The organism is Streptomyces sp. NPDC017520, from assembly GCF_044329855.1.
GTDB lineage: Bacteria > Actinomycetota > Actinomycetes > Streptomycetales > Streptomycetaceae > Streptomyces.
Map to the genome: position 1 here is coordinate 89,029 of NZ_JBIRKB010000005.1, position 25,266 is coordinate 114,294.

Annotated in this window: 23 protein-coding genes and 2 pseudogenes; 11 read left to right on the top strand and 14 right to left on the bottom strand. The window is 72.8% G+C overall.

The genetic code is table 11. The features are described from left to right. Window positions 1–4: 4 nt before the first annotated feature. From ACH4KB_RS13680 to ACH4KB_RS13690, 3 genes and pseudogenes are all read right to left on the bottom strand, one after another. The gene (locus ACH4KB_RS13680) at window positions 5–154 is read right to left on the bottom strand and encodes a hypothetical protein (RefSeq protein ID WP_398066152.1); all 150 of its coding nucleotides are present in this window, start codon (window positions 152–154) and stop codon (window positions 5–7) included. Window positions 155–439: 285 nt separating this feature from the next. After that, a pseudogene (locus ACH4KB_RS13685) lies at window positions 440–670 on the bottom strand (NUDIX domain-containing protein); the annotation flags it as partial. 101 nt (window positions 671–771) lie between these two features. Further along, window positions 772–1,938, bottom strand: coding sequence for a LacI family DNA-binding transcriptional regulator (locus ACH4KB_RS13690; protein ID WP_398066153.1), 1,167 nt, complete (start codon window positions 1,936–1,938; stop codon window positions 772–774). 364 nt (window positions 1,939–2,302) lie between these two features. Between ACH4KB_RS13690 and ACH4KB_RS13695 the strand changes: the two genes are divergently transcribed. Further along, the gene (locus tag ACH4KB_RS13695) at window positions 2,303–3,679 is read left to right on the top strand and encodes a transglycosylase family protein (RefSeq protein WP_398066154.1); all 1,377 of its coding nucleotides are present in this window, start codon (window positions 2,303–2,305) and stop codon (window positions 3,677–3,679) included. Here the strand turns inward: ACH4KB_RS13695 and ACH4KB_RS13700 are convergent. Then, window positions 3,649–4,731 (bottom strand): DMT family transporter, encoded by a 1,083-nt coding sequence (locus ACH4KB_RS13700; protein ID WP_398066155.1) that lies wholly within the window; start codon window positions 4,729–4,731, stop codon window positions 3,649–3,651. The two genes, ACH4KB_RS13695 and ACH4KB_RS13700, sit on opposite strands and share 31 nt — an antisense overlap. Window positions 4,732–4,967: 236 nt before the next feature. Here ACH4KB_RS13700 and ACH4KB_RS13705 point away from each other — a divergent pair, with 236 nt between their 5' ends. Next, entirely contained in the window at window positions 4,968–5,672 is a 705-nt protein-coding gene (locus tag ACH4KB_RS13705) for a (2Fe-2S)-binding protein (protein WP_398066156.1), read from the top strand. Window positions 5,673–5,695: 23 nt separating this feature from the next. Here the strand turns inward: ACH4KB_RS13705 and ACH4KB_RS13710 are convergent, their stop codons facing one another. Both ACH4KB_RS13710 and ACH4KB_RS13715 read right to left on the bottom strand, forming a co-directional pair. After that, entirely contained in the window at window positions 5,696–6,058 is a 363-nt protein-coding gene (locus tag ACH4KB_RS13710; RefSeq protein ID WP_398066157.1) for an STAS domain-containing protein, read from the bottom strand. Window positions 6,059–6,279: 221 nt separating this feature from the next. After that, complete coding sequence (locus ACH4KB_RS13715; protein ID WP_398066158.1) at window positions 6,280–6,795, bottom strand: MarR family winged helix-turn-helix transcriptional regulator; 516 nt, start codon at window positions 6,793–6,795, stop codon at window positions 6,280–6,282. An 86-nt stretch (window positions 6,796–6,881) separates the two neighbouring features. Here ACH4KB_RS13715 and ACH4KB_RS13720 point away from each other — a divergent pair, with 86 nt between their 5' ends. Both ACH4KB_RS13720 and ACH4KB_RS13725 read left to right on the top strand, forming a co-directional pair. Beyond that, window positions 6,882–8,063, top strand: a complete 1,182-nt coding sequence (locus tag ACH4KB_RS13720) for a PP2C family protein-serine/threonine phosphatase (RefSeq protein WP_398066159.1) — start codon at window positions 6,882–6,884, stop codon at window positions 8,061–8,063. 49 nt (window positions 8,064–8,112) lie between these two features. After that, a pseudogene (locus ACH4KB_RS13725) lies at window positions 8,113–8,412 on the top strand (RidA family protein); the annotation flags it as partial. Between the two features lie 16 nt (window positions 8,413–8,428). On the opposite strand, the gene ACH4KB_RS13730 reads toward ACH4KB_RS13725, so the two are convergent. From ACH4KB_RS13730 to ACH4KB_RS13750, 5 genes are all read right to left on the bottom strand, one after another. Further along, complete coding sequence (locus tag ACH4KB_RS13730) at window positions 8,429–8,884, bottom strand: ATP-binding protein (RefSeq protein ID WP_398066530.1); 456 nt, start codon at window positions 8,882–8,884, stop codon at window positions 8,429–8,431. Window positions 8,885–8,980: 96 nt separating this feature from the next. Continuing rightward, window positions 8,981–9,424 carry a response regulator gene (locus ACH4KB_RS13735; RefSeq protein WP_069736306.1) on the bottom strand — a complete coding sequence of 148 codons (444 nt, stop codon included), beginning with the start codon at window positions 9,422–9,424 and terminating at the stop codon, window positions 8,981–8,983. Continuing rightward, on the bottom strand, window positions 9,421–11,040 hold the full coding sequence (locus ACH4KB_RS13740) for an ATP-binding protein (RefSeq protein ID WP_398066160.1): 1,620 nt from the start codon (window positions 11,038–11,040) through the stop codon (window positions 9,421–9,423). The genes ACH4KB_RS13735 and ACH4KB_RS13740 overlap by 4 nt, the downstream gene beginning before the upstream one ends. Window position 11,041: 1 nt before the next feature. Continuing rightward, the gene (locus tag ACH4KB_RS13745; RefSeq protein WP_398066531.1) at window positions 11,042–12,277 is read right to left on the bottom strand and encodes a PP2C family protein-serine/threonine phosphatase; all 1,236 of its coding nucleotides are present in this window, start codon (window positions 12,275–12,277) and stop codon (window positions 11,042–11,044) included. Between the two features lie 115 nt (window positions 12,278–12,392). Further along, window positions 12,393–13,292 carry an RNA polymerase sigma factor SigF gene (locus ACH4KB_RS13750; RefSeq protein ID WP_398066161.1) on the bottom strand — a complete coding sequence of 300 codons (900 nt, stop codon included), beginning with the start codon at window positions 13,290–13,292 and terminating at the stop codon, window positions 12,393–12,395. Between the two features lie 256 nt (window positions 13,293–13,548). On the opposite strand from ACH4KB_RS13750, the gene ACH4KB_RS13755 reads away from it, so the two are divergent. Further along, window positions 13,549–15,033 (top strand): SDR family NAD(P)-dependent oxidoreductase, encoded by a 1,485-nt coding sequence (locus ACH4KB_RS13755; protein WP_398066162.1) that lies wholly within the window; start codon window positions 13,549–13,551, stop codon window positions 15,031–15,033. A gap of 358 nt (window positions 15,034–15,391) precedes the next feature. After that, window positions 15,392–15,568, top strand: a complete 177-nt coding sequence (locus ACH4KB_RS13760; RefSeq protein WP_164610478.1) for a hypothetical protein — start codon at window positions 15,392–15,394, stop codon at window positions 15,566–15,568. A 4-nt stretch (window positions 15,569–15,572) separates the two neighbouring features. Here the strand turns inward: ACH4KB_RS13760 and ACH4KB_RS13765 are convergent, their stop codons facing one another. From ACH4KB_RS13765 to ACH4KB_RS13775, 3 genes are read right to left on the bottom strand one after another with little or no spacing between them, the layout of a single operon-like run. Further along, window positions 15,573–17,027 (bottom strand): lipase maturation factor family protein, encoded by a 1,455-nt coding sequence (locus ACH4KB_RS13765; RefSeq protein ID WP_398066163.1) that lies wholly within the window; start codon window positions 17,025–17,027, stop codon window positions 15,573–15,575. A 56-nt stretch (window positions 17,028–17,083) separates the two neighbouring features. After that, window positions 17,084–17,596, bottom strand: coding sequence for a DUF1990 family protein (locus tag ACH4KB_RS13770; RefSeq protein ID WP_398066164.1), 513 nt, complete (start codon window positions 17,594–17,596; stop codon window positions 17,084–17,086). Further along, complete coding sequence (locus ACH4KB_RS13775) at window positions 17,593–18,453, bottom strand: YndJ family protein (RefSeq protein WP_398066165.1); 861 nt, start codon at window positions 18,451–18,453, stop codon at window positions 17,593–17,595. The genes ACH4KB_RS13770 and ACH4KB_RS13775 overlap by 4 nt, the downstream gene beginning before the upstream one ends. Window positions 18,454–18,649: 196 nt before the next feature. On the opposite strand from ACH4KB_RS13775, the gene ACH4KB_RS13780 reads away from it, so the two are divergent. The 5 genes from ACH4KB_RS13780 (at window position 18,650) to ACH4KB_RS13800 (ending at window position 25,229) form a co-directional block, all read left to right on the top strand. Beyond that, window positions 18,650–19,777, top strand: coding sequence for a DUF6777 domain-containing protein (locus tag ACH4KB_RS13780; protein ID WP_398066166.1), 1,128 nt, complete (start codon window positions 18,650–18,652; stop codon window positions 19,775–19,777). A gap of 125 nt (window positions 19,778–19,902) precedes the next feature. Next, window positions 19,903–21,966, top strand: coding sequence for a SpoIIE family protein phosphatase (locus ACH4KB_RS13785; RefSeq protein WP_398066167.1), 2,064 nt, complete (start codon window positions 19,903–19,905; stop codon window positions 21,964–21,966). A gap of 124 nt (window positions 21,967–22,090) precedes the next feature. Continuing rightward, a complete protein-coding gene (locus ACH4KB_RS13790; RefSeq protein ID WP_398066532.1) occupies window positions 22,091–23,458 on the top strand; it encodes a wax ester/triacylglycerol synthase family O-acyltransferase in 1,368 nt (455 codons plus the stop codon). 36 nt (window positions 23,459–23,494) lie between these two features. Next, the gene (locus tag ACH4KB_RS13795; protein ID WP_398066168.1) at window positions 23,495–24,355 is read left to right on the top strand and encodes an Fpg/Nei family DNA glycosylase; all 861 of its coding nucleotides are present in this window, start codon (window positions 23,495–23,497) and stop codon (window positions 24,353–24,355) included. A 121-nt stretch (window positions 24,356–24,476) separates the two neighbouring features. After that, window positions 24,477–25,229 carry a LytR/AlgR family response regulator transcription factor gene (locus ACH4KB_RS13800; RefSeq protein WP_398066169.1) on the top strand — a complete coding sequence of 251 codons (753 nt, stop codon included), beginning with the start codon at window positions 24,477–24,479 and terminating at the stop codon, window positions 25,227–25,229. Window positions 25,230–25,266 lie beyond the last annotated feature (37 nt).

Genomic DNA, 25,266 nt, shown 5'->3' on the forward strand with positions numbered 1-25,266 from the left:
CGCCTCAGGGGGCCGTGTCCCGCGCGGGGCCGGGGCTCCCGGCCGCACCGCCCCAGGTGCTCCAGCGCGCGTCCACCAGGCCCAGCCACGCGTCCTGGGCGTCGGCCGGCGGGTGCTCCAGGGGAAGCGGTGCGAACCGGCAGGCGAACCGCATCCCCGCGTCGGACCCGTCGCCGCGGACCCGGTGCTCCCACGCCGCCGGCCCGTCCGAAGGGGCGTCGAGCAGGAGAAAGGTGGTCAGCCGGGGCTGCCCGGTCCCGGGATGGGGCCGCTAGGGCGTGTCCGGCGGATCTTGACCGGGTCCGCGGCGCCTGGCACGGCACCTCGCGGCGTTGCCGAAACGCCCGAATCGCTCCGCGATGAGGACGTTCCAGCGCCTTGCGATGCACCGCACCAGACGCCGCGGCCTATCCGGCCCTGATCCGCCGGACACGCCCTAGTCCACCGTGATCCGCCGGACGACGCGGGCCCCGGTCAGCCCGGTCTCCTCGGCGGCCTCGCGCAGGACGGCCCGCTCCGGGTCCTCGCCCGGCGCGACGCCGCCCGCAGGCACCTGGGTGCCGGCCTCGGGAGAGTCCGCATGATCGAACACCAGCAGGGCGGGGCAGGGGTGACGCCGGATCACATAGGCGGCGACCCGGAGACGGGGCCCGGCCGGGGACGAGGTCATACGGGCATCCTCGCCCACGTCCGGGCGGCCCCGCCCGCGTCCGGGCATCCCCGCCCACGTCCGGGCGGCCCCGCCCGCCGGGCCGGGCGGCTGCACCCCGGTCACGCGGAGCCCCGCACCACCAGCTCCGGCTCGAAGACCACGGAGGTCACCGGAGCGTCCGGCCGCGTCAGCCGGTCCAGCAGGAGGCGCGTCATCTCGGCGGCCATCCCCTCCACCGGCTGGCGGACCGTGGTCAGCGGCGGGCGGCAGGCCAGGGCCGCGCTGCTGTCGTCGAAGCCCACCACCGCCACGTCCCCCGGAATCGAGCGGCCGTGCTCCCGCAGGACGTGGCAGGCCCCCAGGGCCATCAGGTCGTTGGCGGCGAAGACCCCGTCCAGGTCCGGATGGTCGGCGAGCAGCCGCTCCATCGCCGTCTCGCCGCTCTCCTGGGTGAACCGGCCCTCGACGACGGGGATGTACGGATGCCCGTGGCGTGCCATGGTGTCCTGGAAACCCGTCAGGCGGGCGTGGCCCGCCGGCACGTCCAGCGGGCCGCTGATCGTCGCGATCCGGCGGCAGCCCCGGTCCAGGAGATGCTCGGCCGCCAGCCGCGCGCCGTCCCGGTGCGCGAGGTCGACATAGCTCACCGGGACCGGCCGCGCCGGGCGCGCGTACAGGACAGCCGCCAGGCCGGCGTCCGCGATCAGTCCCGGCAGTGGGTCCTCGGCATGCGTCGAGACGACCAGGGCCCCGTCCGCGCTGCCCTGCCTCAGGTACGTCACCACCTCCTCGCGGTCCCGTGAGGTCTCCGCGAACATCAGCACCGGGTGCAGGCCGCGCGGACGCAGGTAGTCGACCACACCGGTCACCACCCGGCCGAAGAACGGGTCGGCGAACACCTGTGCGGCGAACGAGCCCGAACTCCCGTGGCTGTCCTCGTCCTTCCCGGAGGCCCGGCCTCCGGACCGGGCCCCGGACCCGCCCCGGGCGCCGCCTCCGCCGCCGGACGCTCCGGTGCCGGAGTCCCGCCGGGCCGCCTCCGGCTCGACGCCCGCGCCCGACACCACCAGGGCGATGGCGTCCGCCCGCCGGGTCACCAGGGACCTGGCCGCCCGGTTGGGGGCGTAACCCGTCACGGAGACCGCCTGACGCACGGCCTCCTGGATCACCGGGTCCACATTGCGCACCCCGTTGACGACCCGGGAGACGGTGGCGCGCGAGACGCCGGCCGCCCGCGCCACGTCCTCCAGGGTGGGCGCTCCGGCCGAGCGCGGGTCATCCGTCATGAGCGCCTTTATAGCACCCAAGGAGAGCGCTCTCCATCGCTCGGTTCCAGGCTGCGCGAGGTGAGGAGTCCGACCGGGGAGCAGCCTGGAAGGGACAGCGGGGAATGGAGGGGAGCCGCGGACGAGGCGAACGGAGGGGAGGGGCGGGTGAAGCGCGTCGGGCGGAGCGGAGGAACGCGTTCGGGTGAAGCGCCTCGGGCGGAGCGGAAGTTGCGGCCGGCCGGCCGGCCGGTCGGCCGGGGATCGGAATCCGGCCACGGACCGGCCGAGGGCGGCCGACTATCACGTTTTGCTTGTGATCAGTCACCGTGCGGACCTACGTTGCCCCTTGCGACATGACCCGAAGCCAGTGGGGGAGCCACGTATGGCCGCGAACGGACGGCACCGCAGATACCAGCCGAGCCGGATCAACCGTGCCTCGCTCACGGTGACGGCGAGCGGCGCGGGCATCGCGCTTCCGCTCATCACCGCGGCGTCGGCGGGGGCCGCGCCGGTCGAGGTCTGGGAGAAGGTCGCCGCCTGCGAGTCGAGCGGCGATTGGGACGTCAACACGGGCAACGGCTACTACGGCGGTCTCCAGTTCAGCGGCTCCACCTGGTCGGCCTTCGGCGGTACGCAGTACGCGCCGCGCGCCGACCTCGCCACCCGGGACGAGCAGATCGCCGTCGCCGAGAAGGTCCTGGACGGTCAGGGCCCCGGTGCCTGGCCCGCCTGTTCCGTACGGGCGGGGCTCACCCGGGGCGGGGACGCGCCCGGGACCGGTCCGGAGACCGACACGCAGAGCGCGGGAAGTCGGCCGGTCCGGGCAGCGGCTCCGCAGAGCGCGTTGCCCCGGCAGCCGGTGACCCGTCCCGCCGAGGCGACGCCCACCCACGTGCCGGGCAAGCGCGACTCGTACACCGTCGCCAGCGGCGACTCCCTCTCCGGGATCGCGTCCGCCCAGCGGGTGCGCGGCGGCTGGCAGGGCCTCTACGCGGCCAACCGCACCGTCGTCGGGGGCGACCCGGACCTGATCTTCCCCGGGCAGCGGCTGAGCCTCGACCAGAGCCGGGCAGCGAAGGCGGGGGAGGGGAAGAGCTCCGGACAGCCCGCGCGGAAGACCGCCCCGAAGCCCCCCGCGGCGACCCCGGAGGCGAAGAAGGCGGATCAGCGCAAGGCCGAGGCCAAGAAGGAAGCATCCGCGCAGGCCGGGCCCAAGAAGGAAGCCTCGAAGCAGCGGGCCCCTGAGAAGACGGTCCCCAAGAAGGAAGCGCCCAAGCAGCAAGCGCCGAAGAAGGAAGCGCCCAAGCAGCAAGCGCCCAAGAAGGAGCGGCCCGCTCCGGAGCGGGCCGAGAAGCAGACCGGTTTCAGCGCCCCGGTCTCCGCCGGCACCGGCACTCCCTACCGGCAGGCCGGCGGCTGGTCCAGCGGCTATCACACCGGCGTGGACTTTCCCGTGCCCACCGGGACATCGGTGAAGTCGGTGGCTCCGGGCCGCGTCGTCTCGGCCGGCTGGGCCGGAGCGTACGGCTACGAGGTCGTCATCCGGCACAGCGACGGCAAGTACAGCCAGTACGCCCATCTCTCCGCGCTCCACGTGCGCGCGGGGCAGTCGGTCTCCGGTGGGCAGCGCATCGCCCGCTCCGGCTCCACGGGCAACAGCACAGGCCCGCACCTGCACTTCGAGATCCGCACGGGCCCCGGCTACGGCTCGGACGTCGACCCGCTCGCCTACCTCCGGGCAGGCGGCGTCAGGGTCTGAACCGTCCGGTCGGAGCGGGAGCGGCGCAGAGTGGCCCCACCGCGCCGCCGCTGCTTCGCGAGGGCGCCCGGCGTGCCGAACTCCAGCTGCGGCACCGCCTGCCCCGGCGGCAGGGGCGACGGCAGTCGCGTCGCCGGGAGCCGCTCCGACGCCGGTTCCGGCACGACCGGTGACGGCGAGGGGGCAGCCTCCACCCCGGCGTCCGTACACGACTCCTGGACGTGCTCCGTGCGCAGCCGCTCCCGCGTCAGCATGATGAGTCCGCCGGCGGCCAGCGCCCCGCAGGAGAGGGCCAGGACGGTGCCCGGGACGCCGAGGCGGAAGTGCTCGCCGAACAGCGTGATGCCGATCGCGGCGGCCACCACGGGGTTGACCACCGTCACCGTCGCGAGCGGAGCGGTGAGGCCCGCGCCCCGGTAGGCGGCCTGGGAGAGGAACAGGCCCGCCGCCGCGAGCGCGGCGATCACCAGCAGCGGAAGCGCGCCCGAGCGCAGCGAACCGGACGTCCACTCCACGGCCACGGTCTTGGTGAACACCGAGGCCATGCCGAACGCCACGCCCGCGCCCGTGGCCAGGACGATGCTGCGCAGGACCGGCCGGCGCAGCGTACGGGCGAGCACGACGAGCGCGCCGACGGCCCCGAACGTCACCGAGGCCAGCAGCGCCTGCTCGGGGCCGTTCAGAGTGTGCGGCTCGGCGGTCCCCGTGAGCGCCAGGAGTCCACCGAGCCCGGCCGTCGCCATCAGGGCGCCGCGCCAGGCCGTCGCCCCCGCACGCCGCCCGACGAACAGGGCCGCCATCGGCAGCGCGAAGACGATCGTCAGCGCGCCGAGTGGCTGGACCAGGCTGAGCGGGCCGTACGCGAGGGCCACCACATGCAGGACCGCACCGGTCCCGTTGAGGAGAACGGCGGCCCACCACACACCGTTGCGCAGCAGGGCCTGCCACGCGTTGTCACCGGTCGCGGCCACGCGCTCCTGGACGATCGCCCCGGCCGCGTAGGCGACCGCGGAGACCAGTGACAGCAGCACGGACAACGCAAGGGAGCTCATGTACACCACGATGTCCCGTCCGGGGCCCCGCGTCGTCGTCCTTGAGACTGCACTTCGGCCTACTGCCCCAGTAGTACGCCCGACGGACCGACGTCCTCCTCCCGACGGTAGTCCTCTCGTCCCCGGACGTCAGAAGTTCCCGCCCGGCGGATACGGTGAGCGGCGAGGGCGGCACCGCCGGTGGCCGTACGGCCGGTCACGGGAGCGGAGCGGGCCGGGAATCGAGGGGGCGGGGCATGGACCTGGTGCTACTGGCGTCGGTCGGGGGATTCTTCGCGCTGCGGACCACTCCGGTGCCGGGCGGCGGGCACCGTCCGCTGCGGGAGTTGTACGCGGGGGACGGCGGCCCCCTCGCCGCGCGCGTCGACAAGGTCGCGGCACGCCTCGCGGCCCCCGAGCGCCGGGTCGCCGCCTCCATCGCCCATCTCGGTCTCGCCGCCCGGCTCTGGTCCCTCGCGCTGGGCCCGGCCGCGCTCTTCGGGCGGTTCCCCGCGCTGCCGCCCGACACCCTCCACTGGGACCCGTCGGCCACCTCGCCGGACGACCTGTGGCTCGCGGGGACGGCCGAGCTCCCCGGTACTGCGGCCCGGATCCGCGAGGAGGTCCAGTACGGGCATCTGGACCCGCTGTCCGAGGCGTTCCGGCGCGACGGCGCCATCTCCCCGCAGCTGCTGCGAGGCAACGCGGGGTCCGCGCTCGCCGGAGCCGTGCGCGAACTCGTCGCCTTCGCGCGGGCCCAGGACCGGCCGGACGTGGCCGCACGGGCCCGCGCATTGGCGGCCGAGCTCTTCGACGACGAGGCGCTGCGCCACACCGGGGCCCCGCACGGTCCGGCGTTCCGGCGGCGCAGCTGCTGCCTGTACTGGCGCTGTCCGGGCGGCGGGCTGTGCGGGGACTGCGTGTTCGACCGGGCGCCCGGGCAGCGGACGGAGCGCCGGTAGCCGCCCGCTGCGCCCCGGGGCCGTCAGGACGGCAGTACGGCGTCGATCGCGGCGTCCACCGACGGCAGGACGGGCAGGGCGCTGTCGAGGCCGATCATGTCGATCAGGCGGCGCATGAACGGGGACGGGGCGGCCAGCCGCAGCCGGCCGCCCAGCGCGGTGTGTCCCTGGAGGAGCACGTTCACCGTCGTCGAGTCCGCGAAACCGACGCCGGAGAGGTCCACGACGACCGGGCCGGAGCCGTCGCCGACTGCCGAGGTCAGGGCGAGGCTCAACGGCGTGACGCTGTCGATATCGAGGTCACCCGACACGGTGAGGACCAGAGCGTCCCGCTCCTGCCGGGCGGTGATTCTGACGGCTCTGTCTTCGTTGGGTGATGAAAGCACGGAAGGCACCTCGGGCGGATCGTAGGGGACGGAGAGCCGTGTCGTCGGACGGGTCGGCATGGTTCCGTCCCTGGTCGGGGCGGGGTACGGGGTAACGATAGAAGTAACAGTTGCCATTTGACAACATTCTCTATCGGGTAACAATCTGATCCCCGACGGTTGCTCGGCCGGCCTGCCGAGGGCGGAGAACCGATGGATGCGGAAGCAGGAGCTGGATGGAGCTAGGCGCTGTCCGCGACATCATCGCGGAGTGGGGAGGCGGCCGTATCCCTTTGTGGGGAAAGGCGCTCCGAAGCGGCGGCGTGGAAGGCCGCGAGGCCCTCGGCGAGGGCGGCGAGGGCGGCGGGATCCATTCGCTCCAGTACGGCGTTCAGTTCGCCGGCGCGCAGGGCCCGGTACTCTTCCAGAAGGGTGCGACCGCGCAGACTCAGCCGCAGTTCCACTTCGCGGCGGCTGGTCGGGCTGGGTGCCCGCTGGACCAGCCCCATCGCCTCCATCCGGTCGCAGAGCCTGCTGACGGACGGGGCACGCGAGCCCAGGGCTGCACCCAGCGCCCGCAGATTGGTGCCCTCCTGCTTCTCGATCACGAGCAGGGCCCGAAGCTGGGAGGGCGATACGGTTCCCGAAGCGGCGGATTCCTGGCCCCTGCCCCACAGCACTTCCAGCAGCTCCGAGGCCGCGACGGCGTCGGCGGACGCCTGTTCGCGACTGCTCGGGCGGAATCCACGGTGGGGCATTCAGCCACTGTGTCACCCGTCAGGCCTGCTTGTCAGCCCGGCCCCGCCCCCTACCACGTCGCAGGACGAAGATTGCGCGAGAGACCGTGAACAGAAGAACGGACATCGAGGCCGCCGTACGGGCCGCCGCGCCGCACGCCCTGCTGGCCACCCTGCGCACCAAGCTCAGCGGCGCCTACGGGGCCCTCGCGGTCGAGCTCCACCTCGCCGACTACAGTCTGCGGGTCCTCAAATCCCTGGACCGGCCCGATGACGACAGCGAGCCGCTGTCCCTCCACAACAGCCCCGAGGGCCGGGCGTTCGGCAGCCAGGAGCCCGGCGAACAGCAGGTCCGGCACGACGACGCCGTCGACCACCACCTGCCCGTGACCGTACGGGGCGAACGGCTCGGCATCCTCACCGTCCGGCTGCCCCAGGCCCTGTCCACCCCGGAGCTCGTCGGCGAGCTGACCCACATGGCGGACCTGCTGGGCCACGAGATCCTCGTCGCCGAACGGGACACCGACCTGTACCAGCGCGCCCGGCGCACCACCCGCCTCACCCTTGCCGCCGAGATGCAGTGGCAGCTGCTGCCCGCCCGCGCCTGCACCGCCGCCGAGTTCGCGATCGGGGCCCAGTTGGAGCCCGCGTACGCCATCCACGGCGACAACTTCGACTGGGCCGCCGACGCCGACGAGCTGACCCTCGCGGTGACCAACGGCATGGGCGAGGGCATACAGGCCTCCCTCCTCACCAATCTCGCCGTCAACGCCCTGCGCAACGCCCGCCGGGCCGGCATCGGCATCGCGGACCAGGCGGCCCTCGCCGACCAGGCGCTCTACGACCAGCACCGCGGCGCGTGCCACGTCTCCACCCTGCTGCTCCGCTTCGAGCTGGCGACCGGACGGGTCGGCGTCGTCGACGCGGGATCGCCGCAGCTGTGGATGCAGCGCGGCCGGGAGGTCCGCCGGATCGAACTGGAAGCACAGCTGCCGCTCGGGATGTTCGAGGAGTCGCAGTACACGGTCCAGGAGTTCCACGTGGAGCCCGGCGACCGGCTGCTGCTGCTCAGCGACGGCGTCTACGAGGCCGTGTCGCCGCTCGGCGAGGCGTACGGGGAACGCGCGCTGGCCCGCGCCATCCAGTCGACACGGCTGCTTCCGGCCGCCGCCGTTCCGCGCGCGGTGCTCGGCGAACTGGCGGAGTACCGGGGCACGGAGACACTCGACGACGCACTGGTGCTGTGCCTGGACTGGTTCGGCCGGCCGGAGGACGGGGACGTGGCCTGAACCGCGTCGGAGCAGATCCCCCCGACGAGTCCCCGCCGCTCCGTTCCGGGACACGCGGGGCGCCACCGTCGGCGAGGGCGACCTCGCCGCGCAGGTCGAGCAGTGCTACGTGAACGTAGGCACGGCCCTCGCCGCGGTCGGCGGCACCTTCGACGACGTGGCGAAGCTGACCGTGTACGTCGTGGACTGGACGCCCGAGAAGATGCCCGCGTTCCTGGAGGGCGTGGACCGGGCCGCCACGAGGCTGGGCACCACGCCCCGAGCGCCCGGCACCCTGGTGGGCGTCGCGGCCCTGGACCTCCCCGAACGCCTGGTGGAGGCCGCGGCCACCGCCGTGCTCGACGCCTGAGGGGCGCCGGCCGGGCTCAGGTGCTGAGCTGGAACTCCGCCCGGATCCGCTTGCCCACCGGCACCCGCTCGGCGGTGAGCCGGTCGCACAGGGCCACCACGATCTCCATGCCGTGACCGCCGAGGCGGGACGGGTCCGGGGCGTACAGCACGGGCATCGCGGTGCTGCTGTCGTACACCGTGACGCTGATGAGCTGCGCGGTGCCCTCCAACTCCAGGAGATAGGGGCCGTGGCTGTAGCGGTCGGCGTTGGTGACCAGCTCGCTCACGGCCAGCATCAGGTCGCTGCGCGTGTGCTCGCCGATCGGGGCGAGGCACTCCACGGCGAGTCGCGTCAGGAAGCGGTCGGCGAGCGCCCGGGCCATCGCGATGCAGCCCGGCTCGCCGTCGAAGACCTCGGCGCTGAGCAGTACCTCGGCGGAAGCCAGCCCCTGACCCGGGTCTTCCGGTGGGGAGGTGACCTGTTCGTTCATGTGCTCCAGCCAGGGCGCCGCAGTGAGGTCGGAGACCTTTTCCGCCATGCGTCTACCCCTGGCGAACGATCCCACTCCAGGAGATCCGGACCGATCCTACGCACGTCCGGGCAGCCGCACCACGGTCACGAAGAACTCGTCGATCTGGCGCACCGCGGCGATGAACTGGTCGAGGTCCACCGGCTTCGTCACGTACGCGTTGGCGTGGAGTTTGTAACTGCGCAGGATGTCCTCCTCGGCCGAGGACGTGGTGAGCACGACCACGGGGATGAGAGAGAGTTCGGGGTCGCCCTTGATCTGTTCCAGCACCTGCCGGCCGTCGTACCTGGGCAGGTTCAGATCCAGCAGCACCAGGTCCGGGCGGGGGGCCTCGGTGTACTCGCCGCGCCGGTAGAGGAAGTCCAGCGCCTCCTGGCCGTCGCGCACGACGTGCAGGGTGTTGCGGATCTTGTTGTCCTCGAAGGCCTCACGGGTCATCAGCTCGTCGCCGGGGTCGTCCTCGACGAGCAGGACCTCGATGGGCTGGACAGGGGTGTTCACGAAGGATCTCCCGGCTGGCTGGTGAGCAGGGCGGGAGCGAGCAGCTCCGCCGTGGTGTGCGTGGGCGCCTCGGGCGCCACGGGCAGGGTGAAGTGGATGCGGGTGCCTTCGCCCGGTTCGGGCTCCAGCCAGATCCGGCCACCGTGGAACTCGATGATCTTCCGGCAGAGCGCGAGGCCGATGCCCGTGCCCTCGTACTCGTCACGGGCGTGCAGCCGCTGGAAGATGACGAACACCTTGTCCGCGAACTCGGGCGCGATCCCGATCCCGTTGTCCGACACCGTCAGGTGCCAGTCCTCGTCCTCGCGTACGCAGGCGACCGAGATCCGGCACGGGACGCCCTCCCGGCGGAACTTCACCGCGTTGCCGACGAGGTTCTGCCAGACCATGGTGAGAGCGGTCGCGTCCCCGAGCAGTTCGGGCAGGGACTCCGGCCGTTCGACCACCGTCCCCGACTCCTCGACCGCGAGGGTCAGATTGGCCAGGGCGCGGTCCAGGGCCCGGTCCAGATCGACCGGCTTCCAGCTCTCGTGCACCCGGCCCACCCGCGAGAACGTCAGCAGGTCGTTGATGAGGACCTGCATCCGCTTGGCGCCGTCCACCGCGAAGGCGATGTACTGCTTGCCCCGCTCGTCGAGCTCCTTGCCGTACCGCTTCTCCAGGAGCTGGCAGAAGGACGCGACCTTGCGCAGCGGCTCCTGGAGGTCGTGCGAGGCGACGTACGCGAACTGCTCCAGCTCCGAATTGGAACGCCGCAGCTCCTCCGTCTGCTCCGCGAGCAGGGCCTCGCGGCTCTGCGCCTCGGCCAGCTCGTCGGCCAGCCGCCGCCGCATGTCCTCCACGGCCCAGGCCACGGCCTGCACGTCGGACGGCCCCTTGATCTCGATCCGCGTTCCGAAGGACCCCGACCTGACGCGGTCCGAGGCGGCGCGCAGCCGGTTGAGCGGGACGCCCACCACCCCGTGGAGCAGCAGGCTCAGCGCGACGACGGTCAGCACGAAGACGGTGACCAGCGCGATCCCCACCCGGTCACGGGTGGTGCGCGCCGTGCCGAGGTCGGCACGCGCCTGGTCGCGGGCTTCGGCGAGATGCCCCTGCTGGGCGCGGTACGCCTGCCGCAGCTGGTCGAAGTCCGCCTTGCTGCGCTGCAACTGGGCAGAGGTGGCGCCCTCGCTCGGCCCCCGCTCCCGGACCGTCGCGATCAGCGGCTCGGCCTTGCTGCGCCGCCACTTCCCGGCGGCGGAGGCGATGGCGTCGAGGTCGTCGGCGTACCGGCTGCCGGGGCCCACCAGCCGCCGCACCTGTGCGAGGCGCTCCTGCTCGGCGGCCTTCCCGGCCTCGTAGGGGTCGAGGAAGGAGTCGTCGCCGGTCAGCGCGAATCCCCTGATGCCGGTCTCCTGGTCGAGCAGGGAGTTCTGGAGCTGGAACGACGCGGATCTGGCGGGCTGGATGCGGTCCACCAGCTCGGTCGTGCGATCGGAGATCCGGGCCATCACGATCCCGCCGATCACCAGACAGGCGCAGACCACCACGATGAATCCGCCGAGTATGAGATGGACCCAGTTCTGCACCGACAGCCGCGCGGCCAGGCCGCCCGGCGCGGGTTTCCTCGTCATGTCACCGCTCATCGGATTCCGATCCCCAGCCCAGATGCAGTACGGCCACATCGTCCGCGAGGCCGCCGTACGGGGCGGCCCCCTCCGCGGCCCCCGCGACCAGGGCGTCGATGAACGAGCGGGCCGGCAGGTGCGCGTTGGCCCGTGCCATCGCGAGCAGCCCTTCCTCGCCGAGGCGGCTGTCGGGGCCGTCGCGCCCCTCGAAGAGCCCGTCCGTGAAGAGTACGAGACCCGCACCGGGCGCCAACGGGATGTCGACCGTCGGCCACCGGCCCGCCCCGGGCAGCAGCCCGAGCGCCATGCCGCCCTCGGGCTCGACCCAGGTCACGTCCTTGCCCTCACGCAGCAGCAGGCCCGGATGACCGGCCCGCAGGACCTGCACGTGCCGTTGCCCGGGCGGGAACGCCAGCGAGGTGACGGTGGCGAACACATGCGAGTCCGAGCGCTCGGCGACCAGGATCTCCTCCAGCAGGGCTATCTGCTCGGGATGGGACGTACCGCACAGCACGGCGGTGCGCCAGGCCACCCGCAGACACACGCCGAGCGCGGCCTCGGCGGCCCCGTGCCCGGACACATCCCCGATCACCGCGTGGACCGTGCCGTCGGAGGTCTGCACGACGTCGTAGAAGTCACCGCTCAGCAGCCCGTGGACCCGCCCCGGCTCGTAGCGGGCGCGCGCCCGGAAGCGGTCGTCGCGCAGCAGGGGGACGGGCAGCAGCCCGCGCTCCAGCCGGGCGTTCTCCTGGGCGATCAGCCGGTTGGCGCGCAGCGCGGCCGCGGCCCGCTCCACTTCCTTGCGCTGGAGGGCGTAGCGGACCGCGCGCGCGAGTATCTCCGGGCCCAGGCGGCCCTTGACCAGGTAGTCCTGGGCACCACCGGCGACCGCGCGGAGCCCGGTGCCGGACTCCTCCAGCCCGGTGAGGACGACGATCGCGGCGTCGCTGTCGGACTCCAGGATCTGGCGCACGGCGTCCAGACCGTGGACGTCGGGAAGGTGCAGGTCCAGGAGCACGCACACCGGGGTGGTGGCCGCGGTCAGGAAGGCGCGCGCCTCGGCCAGGGTCTTGCACCAGGTGAGGGCGGAATCCAGCTCGCTGTCGGTGAGCATCTCCTCGACGAGCAGCGCGTCACCCGCGTCGTCCTCCACGAGCAGGATCGACGCGTTCAGACTCCACAGCGGGCCCTCGGGGTGGTGCGAGGCCCCGACCTGCTGGGAGGGAATCGCGGAGAGGCCCACAGGAATCGGCGATGTGCCCACGGGCGACTCGGTCAACCCTCCACCCCTCGTCCGAAGGCACGGTTGTTCCGGCCTGATCGTTACAAAGCATAAGCGAGCGAGGGGTCCCGCAGACTCATGCCTCCACGCTCATCCCCTTGCGCAGCTGCTGGACGATCCTGCTGAGCAGCCGCGAAACGTGCATCTGGGACACGCCGAGCTCCGCGCCGATCTGCGACTGCGTCATCTCCGCACCGAAGCGCATCTGCACGATCCGGCGCTCCCGGTCGTCGAGCTGATCGAGCAGCGGAGCCAGGGTGTGCAGGTTCTCCACGGTCTCCATGCCCGGATCGGCCTCGCCGAGGACATCGGCGTACGCCCGCTGATCCTGGCCCGAGTCGCTGTCCGCGGTGGGGGTGTCGAGGGAACCGGCAGAGTAGCCGTTGGCGGCCACGAGCCCCTCGATGATCTCCTCCTCGGAGAGGTCGAGGTGGGCGGCCAGCTCCTTGACGGTGGGGTCGCGGTCGAGCTCCGCGGAGAGCTGCTCCTTCGCCTGGGCGAGGGCCACCCGCAGCTCCTGGAGCCGCCGCGGCACATGTACGGACCAGGTGGTGTCGCGGAAGAAACGCTTGATCTCCCCGACGATGTAGGGCACGGCGAAGGTGGCGAACTCGACCTCGCGGGACAGGTCGAACCGGTCGATCGCCTTGATCAGGCCGATCGTGCCGACCTGGATGATGTCCTCGGTGTCGTCGCCGCGGTTGCGGAACCGGGAGGCGGCGAAGCGCACCAGGGAGAGGTTCATCTCGATCAGGGTGTTGCGCGCGTACTGGTGTTCATGGGTGCCCTCCTCCAGGACCTGGAGCCGGTCGAAGAAGATCTTCGACAGGGCCCGTGCGTCCTGCGGGGCGATCTTGCCGGCGTCCTCGACCCAGGGCAGGTCTCCGGTGGTGACGTCCGCCGTCCGCGCATCGGTCCGGCTGTCGCTGTCGCTCAGCGGCGTCGTTCCGGTGGCTCGCGCTGACATCGCCGTCATGGTGTCGCCCTCCCTGCTGCCCAATGTGTCGGACGGTCGCATGCCCGGTCCTCGCGAAGTCATGCGTCCCTGATTCCGCTCATTTTCGCAGGGCTCTCCCGTGCCCCTCCGCCGGAGGCCTCTCCCGTGCCCCTCCGCCGGGGCCGCCCGTACACCACTCGAACAGAGCAGTGGCCCGCGCATGGCAAACTTGGGCGGGGTGTTTCGGCCTGCGGTGATCCACGATCCGCGGCGAGAAGATGACAGAGGAACGGCAATGACGGTGACAGAGGACAGCCCGGAGCTCGCTCCCGGAATCGAGGAGTTCGGTCCCGGTATCGACCCGGAGCGGCTGGCCGTCTGCCTGAGCGTGCTCGACGAGCTCGACCGGATCGAGGTGGACCACCCGGACGCCATCGCGGTCCGCCGAGCCACCGCCGGGATCTACCGCACCGTGAAGCAGCGCCGCCGCCAGGAGCGCCGCGCCGCGAAGACCGCCCACGACCGGGCCGTCACCGAGGCCACGGCGACCGGCTCGGCCGAGCGCATCGACGACGAGACGCAGGGCGTGCTGCCTTCCTCCTCGGCCCGGGCCGAGATCGCGGGCGTCCTCCAGCGGCCCCGGTCCTGCTACATCTGCAAGACGCGGTACGTCGAGGTCGACGCGTTCTACCACCAGCTCTGCCAGCCGTGCGCCAAGGAGAACCGCTCCCGCCGCGACGCCCGCACCGACCTGACCGGACGCCGGGCGCTGCTCACCGGCGGCCGGGCGAAGATCGGCATGTACATCGCGCTGCGGCTGCTGCGCGACGGCGCGCACACCACCATCACCACCCGCTTCCCCAACGACGCGATCCGCCGCTTCAAGGCGATGGAGGACAGCGACGAGTGGATCCACCGGCTGAAGATCGTCGGCATCGACCTCCGCGATCCGGCCCAGGTCGTCGCGCTGGCCGACTCGGTCGCAGCCGAGGGCCCGCTGGACATCCTGATCAACAACGCGGCACAGACCGTGCGCCGCTCCCCGGGCGCCTACAGCGAGCTGGTCAACGCCGAGTCGGCCCCGCTGCCCGCGGGTGAACTGCCCGTCGCCGAGGTCATCGGCACCTTCGGCAGCGGCACGGTCGACCGGGTCGCGGCCCTGCCCGCCGCCCGCAAGGAGGGGCTCAGCGCCCAGGAGGTCACGGACCTCGCCCTGGTCACCGGCTCCGCCTCGCCGGCCCGGATCGCCGCGGGCACCGCGATCGACGCGGGCGGCCTCGTCCCCGACCTGCACGACACCAACAGCTGGGTCCAGACGGTCGAGGACGTCGAGCCGATCGAGCTCCTCGAAGTCCAGCTCTGCAATTCCACCGCGCCGTTCATCCTGATCAGCAGGCTGCGCCCGGCGATGGCGGCGACCGCCGCGAAACACGCGTACGTGGTCAACGTCTCGGCGATGGAGGGCGTCTTCAGCCGCGGCTACAAGGGCGCCGGCCACCCGCACACCAACATGGCCAAGGCCGCGCTCAACATGCTGACGCGTACCAGCGCCCAGGAGATGTTCGAGAAGGACGGCATCCTGATGACCGCCGTGGACACCGGCTGGATCACCGACGAGCGCCCGCACCCGGACAAGATGCGCCTCGCCGAGGAGGGCTTCCACGCACCCCTCGACCTGGTCGACGGCGCTGCCCGGGTCTACGACCCGATCGTGCGCGGAGAGGGCGGAGAGGCCCTCTACGGCTGCTTCCTCAAGGACTACGCCCCCGCCAACTGGTAACCCGAACGGCGCAACCGGCCCGTCGGCCCCGTGCGACGGCCGAGAACCCGGCCCAGGATGTTCCCTGGGCCGGGTTCTCGCTGTACCCGGTGGCCGAAAGTGACCTACCGCACACGTGCTATCGAGCGCGGTGGCGCTCATTTGGTTAGGCTGAGGTGAACGGACGTCATCGAAGAGCCCACGAAGGTTCCTCGACCGTCCTGGGACATGGTCGGTAACCCGGCCGCTGTTCCGCCCCGAACCGGCGCCACCGCGACCGACATATCCCCATCCCTGCCCCGCGCGGGGCGGTCGCGCTCCGGCATCGCCGCCGGAGCGACGGCGACGCCCCGGGCGACGCGACACGAAGGAGTGCGCGGTGACGACACCGGAACTGACCGAGCGTGAAATGCGCCCCGCCGAACGGAACGCGGGCCGGCCCGGCCGCCCCGAGAAGCTACGGAACATCGAGGTCTGGGCCAGGTCTGCCCCGATCCGGCTGGCCGGATACGAGGACGACCTCGCCGAGCCGCACATCCTGCCCGGCATCGACTGACCGCTCAGCGTGTCCTGCGGCCCGTCCCCCCGCCCTCCCGCTCCGGCGGCAGCGGCCGGGAGACGGGCCGCAGGAATTCCCGGACATAGGTGCGGTGCCACCAGCGTCCGGTGGCCCGCAGCTCCCGCGGCCCGGTGAACCGGTAGCGGAACACCCGGGCGCGCACCTGTCGGGGCGGTCCGTCGGGGAACGGGTTGTGCCCGAGCAGCCGGAGCGTGTCCCGGTCGCCGTCGAGCAGCCGCTCGGCGAAGGGCCCGAACCAGGGGCGGGCGTACGCGGGGGAGAGCGCCGCGAACCACATCATCCAGTCGAGCCGCAGGTGGTACGGGGCGAACAGGCGCGGCAGCCGCCGCGGATCGCCTGGCTTGCCGCGGAAGCCGTACTCCCGCCACTCGGCCCCCTCGCGCCCCACCGGATCGGCGCTGCCCTCGACCACGACCTCCAGCCGCATCCGGCTGATGGAGCCGAACGCCCCGTAGGTGTTGACCAGGTGCAGGGGATCGTAGGACCGGTTCATCGCCTGCCGCCGCGAGAGCAGATTGCGCACCGGGCGATAGCTGAGCACCAGGACGAGGGCGGTCACCGCGATGACCGCCACCTCGTACCAGAGGGGCGGCGCGACCTGGGTGGGCGGCGGCCCGGCCAGAGGGGTCCAGTCGATCGCGGAGAGCGCCAGCGCGATGGTGAGCCAGTTCAGCCAGGCGAAGTTCCCCGACAGGACGAGCCAGAGCTGGGTGAGGATCATCAGACCGGCCGCCGCGCTCGCCACCGGCTGTGGGGTGAACAGCAGGAAGGGCACCAGCAGCTGGGTGACGTGGTTGGCGGCGACCTCCACCCGGTGCACAGGCCTCGGCAGATGGTGGAAGAACCAGCTCAGCGGCCCCGGCATCGGCTGCGTCTCGTGGTGGTAATCCAGGCAGGTCAGCTTCCGCCAGCACGTGTCCCCGCGAAGCTTGATCAGCCCCGCGCCGAACTCCAGCCGGAAGAGCACCCACCGCAGCAGCCACAGCACCAGCACCGGCGCGGCCGTGTCCCCGGTGCCGAGGAAGACCGCCAGGAACCCCGTCTCCAGCAGCAGCGACTCCCAGCCGAATCCGTACCAGACCTGGCCCACCTGGACGATCGACAGATACAGCACCCACGGCAGCGCCCAGAGCAGCATGCCGCCCCACAGCGGCAGCAGTCCGTCGAGACCGGCGATCAGGGCCGCCGAGACGGCGCAGCCGCCCCAGGCGACGGCGGCGAAGAAGCGGTCCGAGTAATGCAGTCGGAACAGCCCCGGAGCGGCGCGCCAGGGGGTGCTCCGCAGCAGCTCGGGGACGGGCAGCATGCCGCGCTCGCCGATCAGCGCCCGGAACTGGAGCGCGGCGGAGAGGAAGGCGACCAGATAGACCACGGCCAGAGCCCGCTGGAAGATCAGCCGGCTGAGCCAGTAGCCGTCCGCGGTGAACCATTCCATCCCTGCCAGTATCGGCCAGGGCGCGGCCCGGGACCTGCCGGTCGTGGCCGGGCGGGTCAGCTCGCGGCGACGATCCGGCGCAGAGTGCGGCCGAGCCTGCGCGCGTACCAGAGCTGCGCGAGGGGCACGAGCGGTCCGGCGAGCCGGGCGTACCAGGACGCGGGGCGCGAGAACGCCAGCACCGTGAACCACACGGCGCCGTCGTCCGCGAGGTTCACCACGAAGCACTCCTCGCCGCGCTCCGGATGCCCGTCGAGGGTGCCGTAACCGAAGCCGGTGCGGCCGTCCTCCCCGTACGCCGTCCAGACGACCTCGCAGGGGGCGGTGAAGCGCAGCGGCCCGAGGCCGACGGAGACCCGGACGCTGCCGCCCGGCTCCGCGCGGCGCCCCGGGGCCTCCACCCGCGCGCCCGAGGCGCGGTGCATCCGCCATTCGGTCACCGCCGCTCCGGCGGTGGCGAAGTCCGTTTCGCCCCGGCCGATCCGGGTGCGGTGGTGGAGGTGGTGGTAGCCCCGGGGGAGCGGGCCGAGGCGGGTCGCGCCGACCTCCGGGTAGGTGAGGGTGCTCATGTGGTCCTGCCTCCGGTGCGGTCGGGTCCTTCGGTGCGGTCGGGTTCCTCGGTGCGGATGCGCCGCCAGGCCAGCAGCGAGCAGAGGGCGAAGCCCAGCGCGTTGCCCAGGCCATGGGTGGCGGCCATCCAGGTCAGGGTGGGGTGGGGCAGTCCGGTCGCCTCGCCGAGCGCCCAGCTCAGCGCGAGCAGCATCGTCGCCACCAGGACGGCGGCCGAGACGAGCAGCAGGAGCCGGGTCGTCCGGTCCCGGTCGCCGGTGCGCCCCATGCGCCAGGTCAGCAGGCCGACCGTCCACATGCCGGCCGTGAGGACGAGGGCCCCGGCGAGCTCGGCCCAGTCGCCGATGAAGTACCCGACGAGGACGAGCAGGGTGCCCAGCGGCACGCTCAGCGCGGCGAAGCGGCCCGCCGGGCCGTCGGAGACCCGGCAGACCAGCCCGGCGACCAGGGCGGCGGCGAACCCGGCGAAGTGGAAGTGCGGCACGGTCAGCGCCAGGATGCCGAGGTCGAACCCGAACAGCTCGTGCCCCGACCGTTCGGCGACCAGGGCGACCGCGGCGACGGCCGGGGTGACCAGCGCGGTGAGCAGCGCGATCCCCGCCGGGTCGAGGTTCCGGCCGCGGACCGCCCGTCGCGGGGCGTGCAGGGCGAGCAGGACGGCTCCCAGCGTGTAGCAGCAGGCGAGCGCCGTGGCCGCCGTGGAGCGCGGCAGCCAGAGGGCGACGGCGCCCGGCACGGCGAACAGGGGCCAGAGCCGCCGGATCCGTTCCAGCTCCTCTTCTCCGGTCAGCCGCAGTCCCGCCGGTACGACGACGAGCATGCCCAGCATCACGATGGCGTTGACCAGTGCGGACATGACTTCCCCCTGCTTCGAACGCCCTGCTTTGGACGCCTTGCTTTGAACGTGTTCAAGTTCTGGAAGTGAGAGTAGAGGGTTTATTGAACGCGTTCAAGACGGGGGTGGTGGTCGGGCCGTCCGCTTGCGGGACCGCGCCCGGTGCGGCACAGATGGTGACACCCATCCGTTCCCCAGGGACAGGCAGGAGAGCTCTGTGCGCTCACCCAGACGTAACCGGCGTACCGCGCTCGCCGCGCTGTCCGCCGGAGTGCTGTTCGCCGTCGCCGGCTGCGGAGGCGGCGGCGACCGTACGGCGAAGGGCACCACGGGCACCGCCGAGGCCAAGGACGTCCTCCTCCAGCCGCTCGCCTCCCCCGGCCCCGGCCCGTTCACCGCTTCCACGGCGCGAACGGCGGCCTCCCCGTCCCCCACCGGGCCGCCGGACGCCGAACCGCCCTCCGCCACCCGGACGGTCCATCCGGTCTCCGGCGCCGTACCGGGGCTCTACGGCGGCACCCGGTCGGTCGCCGCCTGCGACGTCGAGCAGCAGACCTCCCTCCTGGCCGATGACGAGGACAAGGCGCGCGCCTTCGCCGACGCGTCCGGCATCGAGGCCGTGCAGATCCCGGGCTACCTGAAGTCCCTCACCCCGGTCGTCCTGCGCGCCGACGCCCAGGTCACCAATCACGGCTACAGCGCCGGCTCGGCCACCGCCTTCCAGTCCGTGCTCCAGGCGGGCACCGCCGTCCTGGTCGACAGCCGGGGGATGCCCCGCGTCCGTTGCGCCTGCGGCAACCCGCTGGCCCCGCCCGTGGTCGCCGACGGAAAGATCGCCCACCGGGGGGAGCGCTGGCCCGGCTACGATCCCGCGCGCATCGTGGCCGTCGAGCCCGGCGTCAAGGCGGCCACGAGCCTGATCATCGTGAACGCCGACGACAACACCTGGATCGAGCGGGCCATGGGCGACAGCGGCGGCCGCGACCGCACCCCGGACGACCCGCCACCCTACGAGCCCGACGCGGACCTGCTCTTCCCGTCGCCGGGCCGCCCCTCCGAATCCGCGCCCCCGGACACCGCCCCGTCCGGGCCGGCCCCCTCCGAGCCGGCGGAGCCCACGGACCCCGGACCGCCGGAGCCGTCCGACGACTTCGGTGACACGCCGCCCGAGGAGCCGTGGGAGTACGAGGAGGAGGGCTACCCGGACGTCGCGCCAGAGCCGACCCAGGTCTTCCCTGCCGAGCCGGACGAGCCCGCGGGGCCCGACGGCCCCCTTGAGCCGGAAGCGCCCGCCCAGCCGGACGAGCCCATGGAAGCGGGGCTCGACGACGTGTTCGCCGGCTGACCGGACCGGACGCCAGGGGCCGCGTGCCCGGCCGGCGGAGCCCGTACGGCACCGCCCCGGCCCCCTACGAAGCCGTCGACGCATCGGACGAGAAGAATCGGATAAATGGTGGCAAAGTGGCCCACATGGATGATCGGGTAGCGGGTGCCCTGTCACTCCCCGACGACTGGCCCGCCCACCCGGACCTCAGACTCGCCCTGAACCGTATGGGCAGCTTCGACTGGGATCTCGACACCGGCCTCATGCACATGGACCAGGCCGCCCTCGACGTGTTCGACCTGACCGCGGACGAGTACGACGGCCGGCCGGCCTCGCTGGCGCCGCGCGTGCCGACGGACGAGGCCCAGCGTCTGGACGGGATGGTCTCGCACGCGCTGAAGAGCGGCCGCACCGACTACGGCGCCTACTTCCGCATCCAGCGGCGCGACGGCACGCTGCGCTGGACCCACACCCAGGGGTTCGTCCGCCGGGACGGCACCGGCCGCCCGCACCGCATCATCGGGATCGTCCGCGACGCCACCCAGGAACTGGCCGACTCCACCGCCCGGCGCGAGCTGGACGAGGATCGCCGCCGGCGCACCAGCCTGGTCGAGGGCACCACCGCCGCACTGGCCCACGCCCGTACCGTCAAGGACGTCATCGCCGTCCTCAAGAACTCCCAGGGGCTCGCCCACCTCGGCGCCACCAGCCTCGTCATGGGCCTGCTGGAGTCCGGCCGCATCCACCTCGTGGCCGACGGCCCCGAGGGCTCGTACGTCCCCGGCACCCGGTACACCCGGGTGGACGAGCAGTACCCGATGAGCGAAGTGGTGCGGACCCTGGCCCCCCGCTTCATCGAGTCCGCCGAGGACTTCGCCGCCTCCTACCCGATCCTGTGGCCCGGCATCAGCCGCCTCCAGATCACCTCCGCCGCCTACATGCCGCTGATCGCGCAGGCCCGCCCGATCGGCGCACTCGGCCTCCTCTACCGGGACAAGGGGGGCTTCACCGCCGACGAACGCAATCTGCTGATGGCGCTCGGCACCTCGATCGCCCAGAGCCTCCAGCGCGCGATGCTCTACGAACAGGACCACGACCTCGCGGAGGGCCTCCAGCAGGCGATGCTGCCGCGCAGGATCCCGGCCGTGCCCGGGGCGCAGGTCGCCGTCCGCTACCGCTCGGCCCGCCTCGGCCGCGACATCGGCGGTGACTGGTACGACCTGATCCCGCTGCCCGGCGGCCGGGTCGGCGCCGTCATCGGGGACGTCCAGGGGCACGACACCCACGCGGCCGCCGTCATGGGGCAGCTCAGGATCGTCCTGCGCGCGTACGCCGCCGAGGGGCACAGCCCCGCCACGGTCATGGCGCGCGCCTCCGTCTTCCTCCACGAACTGGACACCGACCGCTTCGCCACCTGCACCTACGCCGAGGTCGACCTCACCACCGGCGTCGTCCAGCTGGTACGCGCCGGACACGTCGACCCGCTGGTGCGGGACGTGGACGGGAGCTGCCGCAGGATGCCGTCCGAGGGTGGGCTGCCGCTCGGCCTCTCGGCGGAGTTCGGGCGGCTGGAGTACCCGGTCGGCACGGTCGAACTGGACCCCGGCCAGACGATGGTCCTGTTCACCGACGGGCTCGTCGAGCTGCCGGGCTCCGACCTCGACGAAGGCATGCAACAGCTCACCGCCCTCGTCACCAACGGCCCCCAGGACCTGCAGAAGCTGGCCGACCAGCTCTGCGACACCGTCGACGAGCGCGGTGGCCAGGACGACGTCGCGGTCCTGCTGCTGCGCCGCAGGGCCGCGCACGCCCCGCAGCCGGGCGGCCGGCTCCAGCAGCACGTCGCCCAGAACGACCCCGAGGCGCTGAGTTCGTCCCGGCACATGATCCGGGCCGCGGTCCGGGCCTGGGGAGCGAAGGACCGGGCCGACGAGATCGAGCTCGCGGCCGACGAACTGATCACCAACGCGCTCATGCACACCGACGGCGGCGCCGTCGTGACGATCCGGGTGCTCGCCGGAACCGAGCGACGGCTGCGCGTCGACGTCGAGGACCGCTCCAGCGCACTGCCCCGGCGCCGCGACGCGGGGGAGTCGGGGGTGTCGGGCCGCGGCCTGATGCTGGTCGACCGGCTGGCCGACGTCTGGGGCGTGGAATCCCGAGGCAGCGGCAAGTGCGTATGGTGCGAGTTCCTCATTCCGGCTCGCTGAATCACCCACCGAGACGTAACAGTACGTAACGTGTCTGTGCTTGACCGTAATCGACCGCGAACGATTGACTGCGCGGGACCGGCCGCACCCCGGCCCTGCCGCCTTCGACGACATGAGGCCCCCGTTGGGTACCGAGCTCCTCGCCCCGCTCGATCTCGCTTTCTGGCACCTCGAATCGGACGCCCATCCCATGCACCTCGGCGCGCTCGCCGTCTTCGCGCCGGCGCCCGGCGCCGCGCCGGAGCGGATCCTCGACCTGCTCGGCACCCGCGCCGCCGCGATTCCCCGGCTGCGCATGTGCGTACGGGACGTCCTGCTGCCGGTCGGCGGCAAGGCCTGGACCGTGGACCAGGGCTTCGACGTGCACCGGCACGTCGAGCACGTCGTCGTGGGCGACGGCGACTTCATGGCCGGGGCCGGCCGGCTGGCCGGCGAACTGATGGAGCGACCGCTCGGGCGCGGGCTGCCGCCCTGGCGGATGTATCTCATCGGCGGCGTGGCGGGCGGCCCCTTCGCCGTCCTGGTCAAGCTGCACCACGCCCTGGCCGACGGGATGCGGGCGGTCGCCATCGGCGCCGGGATCTTCGACGAGATCGCCGCCGTCACCCGCGCCCGCACCGCTGCCCGGGGCCGCCCCGCCGTCCCGCCCCGCTCCTGGCTGCCCGACCCCCGGGAGATGGCGGGCATGGCCCTCGGCCGGATCGGCGAGGTCGGCCGGGCGCTCGGCGTGGGGGCCTCCGTCGTCCGCGCGGGCCGCCTCGGCCTGCGCTCCACGACCGCCTTCACCGCACCCTCCAGCGGCACCCGCCGCCTGGCCACCGCCGACCTCGACGCCGGGGACCTCCAACGGATCCGGCGCGCCGAGGGCGGCACCGCCAACGACATCCTCCTCGCCGTCGTCGCCGGTGCGCTGCGCCGCTGGATGGCCGGGCGCGGCGAACCGCTGTCCGCCGCCGACCCGCGCGCCCTGGTCCCCGTCTCCCGCCGCCGGCCCGGTGGCGCCTCCGCCACCGGCAACCGGCTCTCCGCCTACCTGCTCGACCTGCCGGTCGCCGAGGCCGACGCGCGCCGGCGGCTCCGGGCGGTGCGGACGGCGATGGACCGCAACAAGGCGGCCGGCCCCCTGAGGGGCGCCGGAGCCGTCGCCGTACTCGCCGACCAACTGCCCCCGCTGGCCCACCTGTTCGGCGCACCACTGGCGGCCAACGCCGCTCGCGTGCTCTTCGACGTGCTGGTCACCAGCGTGCCGCTGCCCCGCTCCGCGCTCTCGCTCGGCGGCTGCCCGCTGACCGCCCTCTACCCCATGGCCCCGCTGGCCCGGGGTCAGTCCCTGGCGGTGGCCCTGACCACCTACGGCGGCCGGGTCCACGTGGGACTGGTCGCCGACGGCAAGGCGCTGCCCGACCTCGACCGGCTCGCCGCCGCGGTCGAGGAGGAGTTCACGGAGCTGGGCGCCGTCATCACCGGCACGGACCGCGCACCGGTGTCCTGACAGGCAGCCGCCCACCGGCTGCGGCAGTCTGGAACCATGCCCGAACTGCCCGAAGTCGAAGCCCTGCGGGTCTTCCTCGACGACCACCTGGTCGGCAAGGAGATCGCCCGCGTCCTCCCGCTGGCGATCAGCGTCCTGAAGACGTACGACCCGCCGCTGACCGCCCTGGAGGGCACGGCCGTCACCTCGATCGCCCGCCACGGCAAGTTCCTCGACATCGAGGCGGGCGGCCTCCACCTGTGCACCCATCTCGCCCGGGCCGGCTGGCTCCGCTGGAAGGACTCCTTCCCCGCCGCCCCTCCCCGCCCCGGCAAGGGACCCCTCGCCCTGCGCCTGATCACCGTCGACGACGACGGCTTCGACCTGACCGAGATGGGCACCAGGAAACGCCTCTCCGTCCACCTCGTCCACGACCCCAGGGACGTTCCCGGAATCGCCCGCCTCGGCCCGGACCCCCTCGCCGACGCCTTCGACCGCGACGCGTTCGCCGCGCTGCTCGCCGGGGAGCGCCGCCAGATCAAGGGCGCGCTGCGCGACCAGTCGCTCATCGCGGGCATCGGCAACGCCTACAGCGACGAGATCCTGCACGTCGCGAAGATGTCCCCGTTCAAACGGACCGCCGACCTCGGCGAGGACGACGTCACCCGCCTGTACACCGCGCTGCGCACCACGCTCAAGGACGCCGTGACCCGCTCCAGCGGGGTGGAGGCCGGAAAGCTCAAGGCCGAGAAGAAGACCGGGATGCGGGTTCACGGGCGTACCGGGGAGGCATGCCCGGTCTGCGGGGACACCATCCTGGAGGTCTCCTTCAGTGACTCCTCGCTCCAGTACTGCCCCACCTGCCAGACCGGCGGGAAGTCACTCGCGGACCGCAGGCTGTCCAAGTTCCTGAAGTGAGCAGAGGCGCCGGCGCTCCCGAGCCCGCCCAGCGCACGGGCCCCGGCCCGGATGCGCACCGCACCGGACGACGCGGCCTTTCCGGCCCTGATCCGCCCCGCACCCCCTAAACTCCGGCCTCATGCTGCGCGTACTCGCCGTCGACGACGAACAACCCGCCCTGGAGGAACTCCTCTACCTTCTGCGCGCCGACCCCCGTGTCCGCAGCGCCGAGGGCGCCACCGGCGCGACCGAGGCACTGCGCCGCATAGGTGGCGCGGTGGACGCGGGCCCCGACGACCCGTCCGCGATCGACGTGGTCTTCCTCGACATCCACATGGCCGGTCTCACCGGCCTCGACGTCGCCCAGCTCCTCGCCGGCTTCGCCGCGCCCCCGCTCATCGTCTTCGTCACCGCGCACGAGGGCTTCGCCGTCCACGCCTTCGACCTCAAGGCCGTCGACTACGTCCTGAAACCGGTCCGCCGCGAACGCCTCGCCGAAGCCGTCCGACGGGTCGCCGAGCAGGTGGGGGACCGGTCCGCACCCGTCCACGACAGCGCGGGCGACCAGATCCCGGTCGAGCTGGGCGGCGTCATCCGTTTCATCCCCATCGACGAGATCGCGTACGCCGAGGCGCAGGGCGACTACGCCCGCCTGCACACCGCCACCGGCAGCCACCTCGTCCGCGTTCCGCTCACCACCCTGGAGGAGCGGTGGCGCTCCCGGGGCTTCGTCCGGATCCACCGCCGCCACCTCGTGGCGCTCGGCCGGATCGACGAGCTGCGCCTGGACGCGGGCAGCATGAGCGTGCGCATCGGGGCGGCGGAGCTGGCCGTCAGCCGCCGCCACACCCGTGCCCTGCGCGACCTCCTGATGCGCCAGGGCGGCCGCTGACCTGGGAGCTTCTTCGCCCAACCCTTCCCACCGCGGC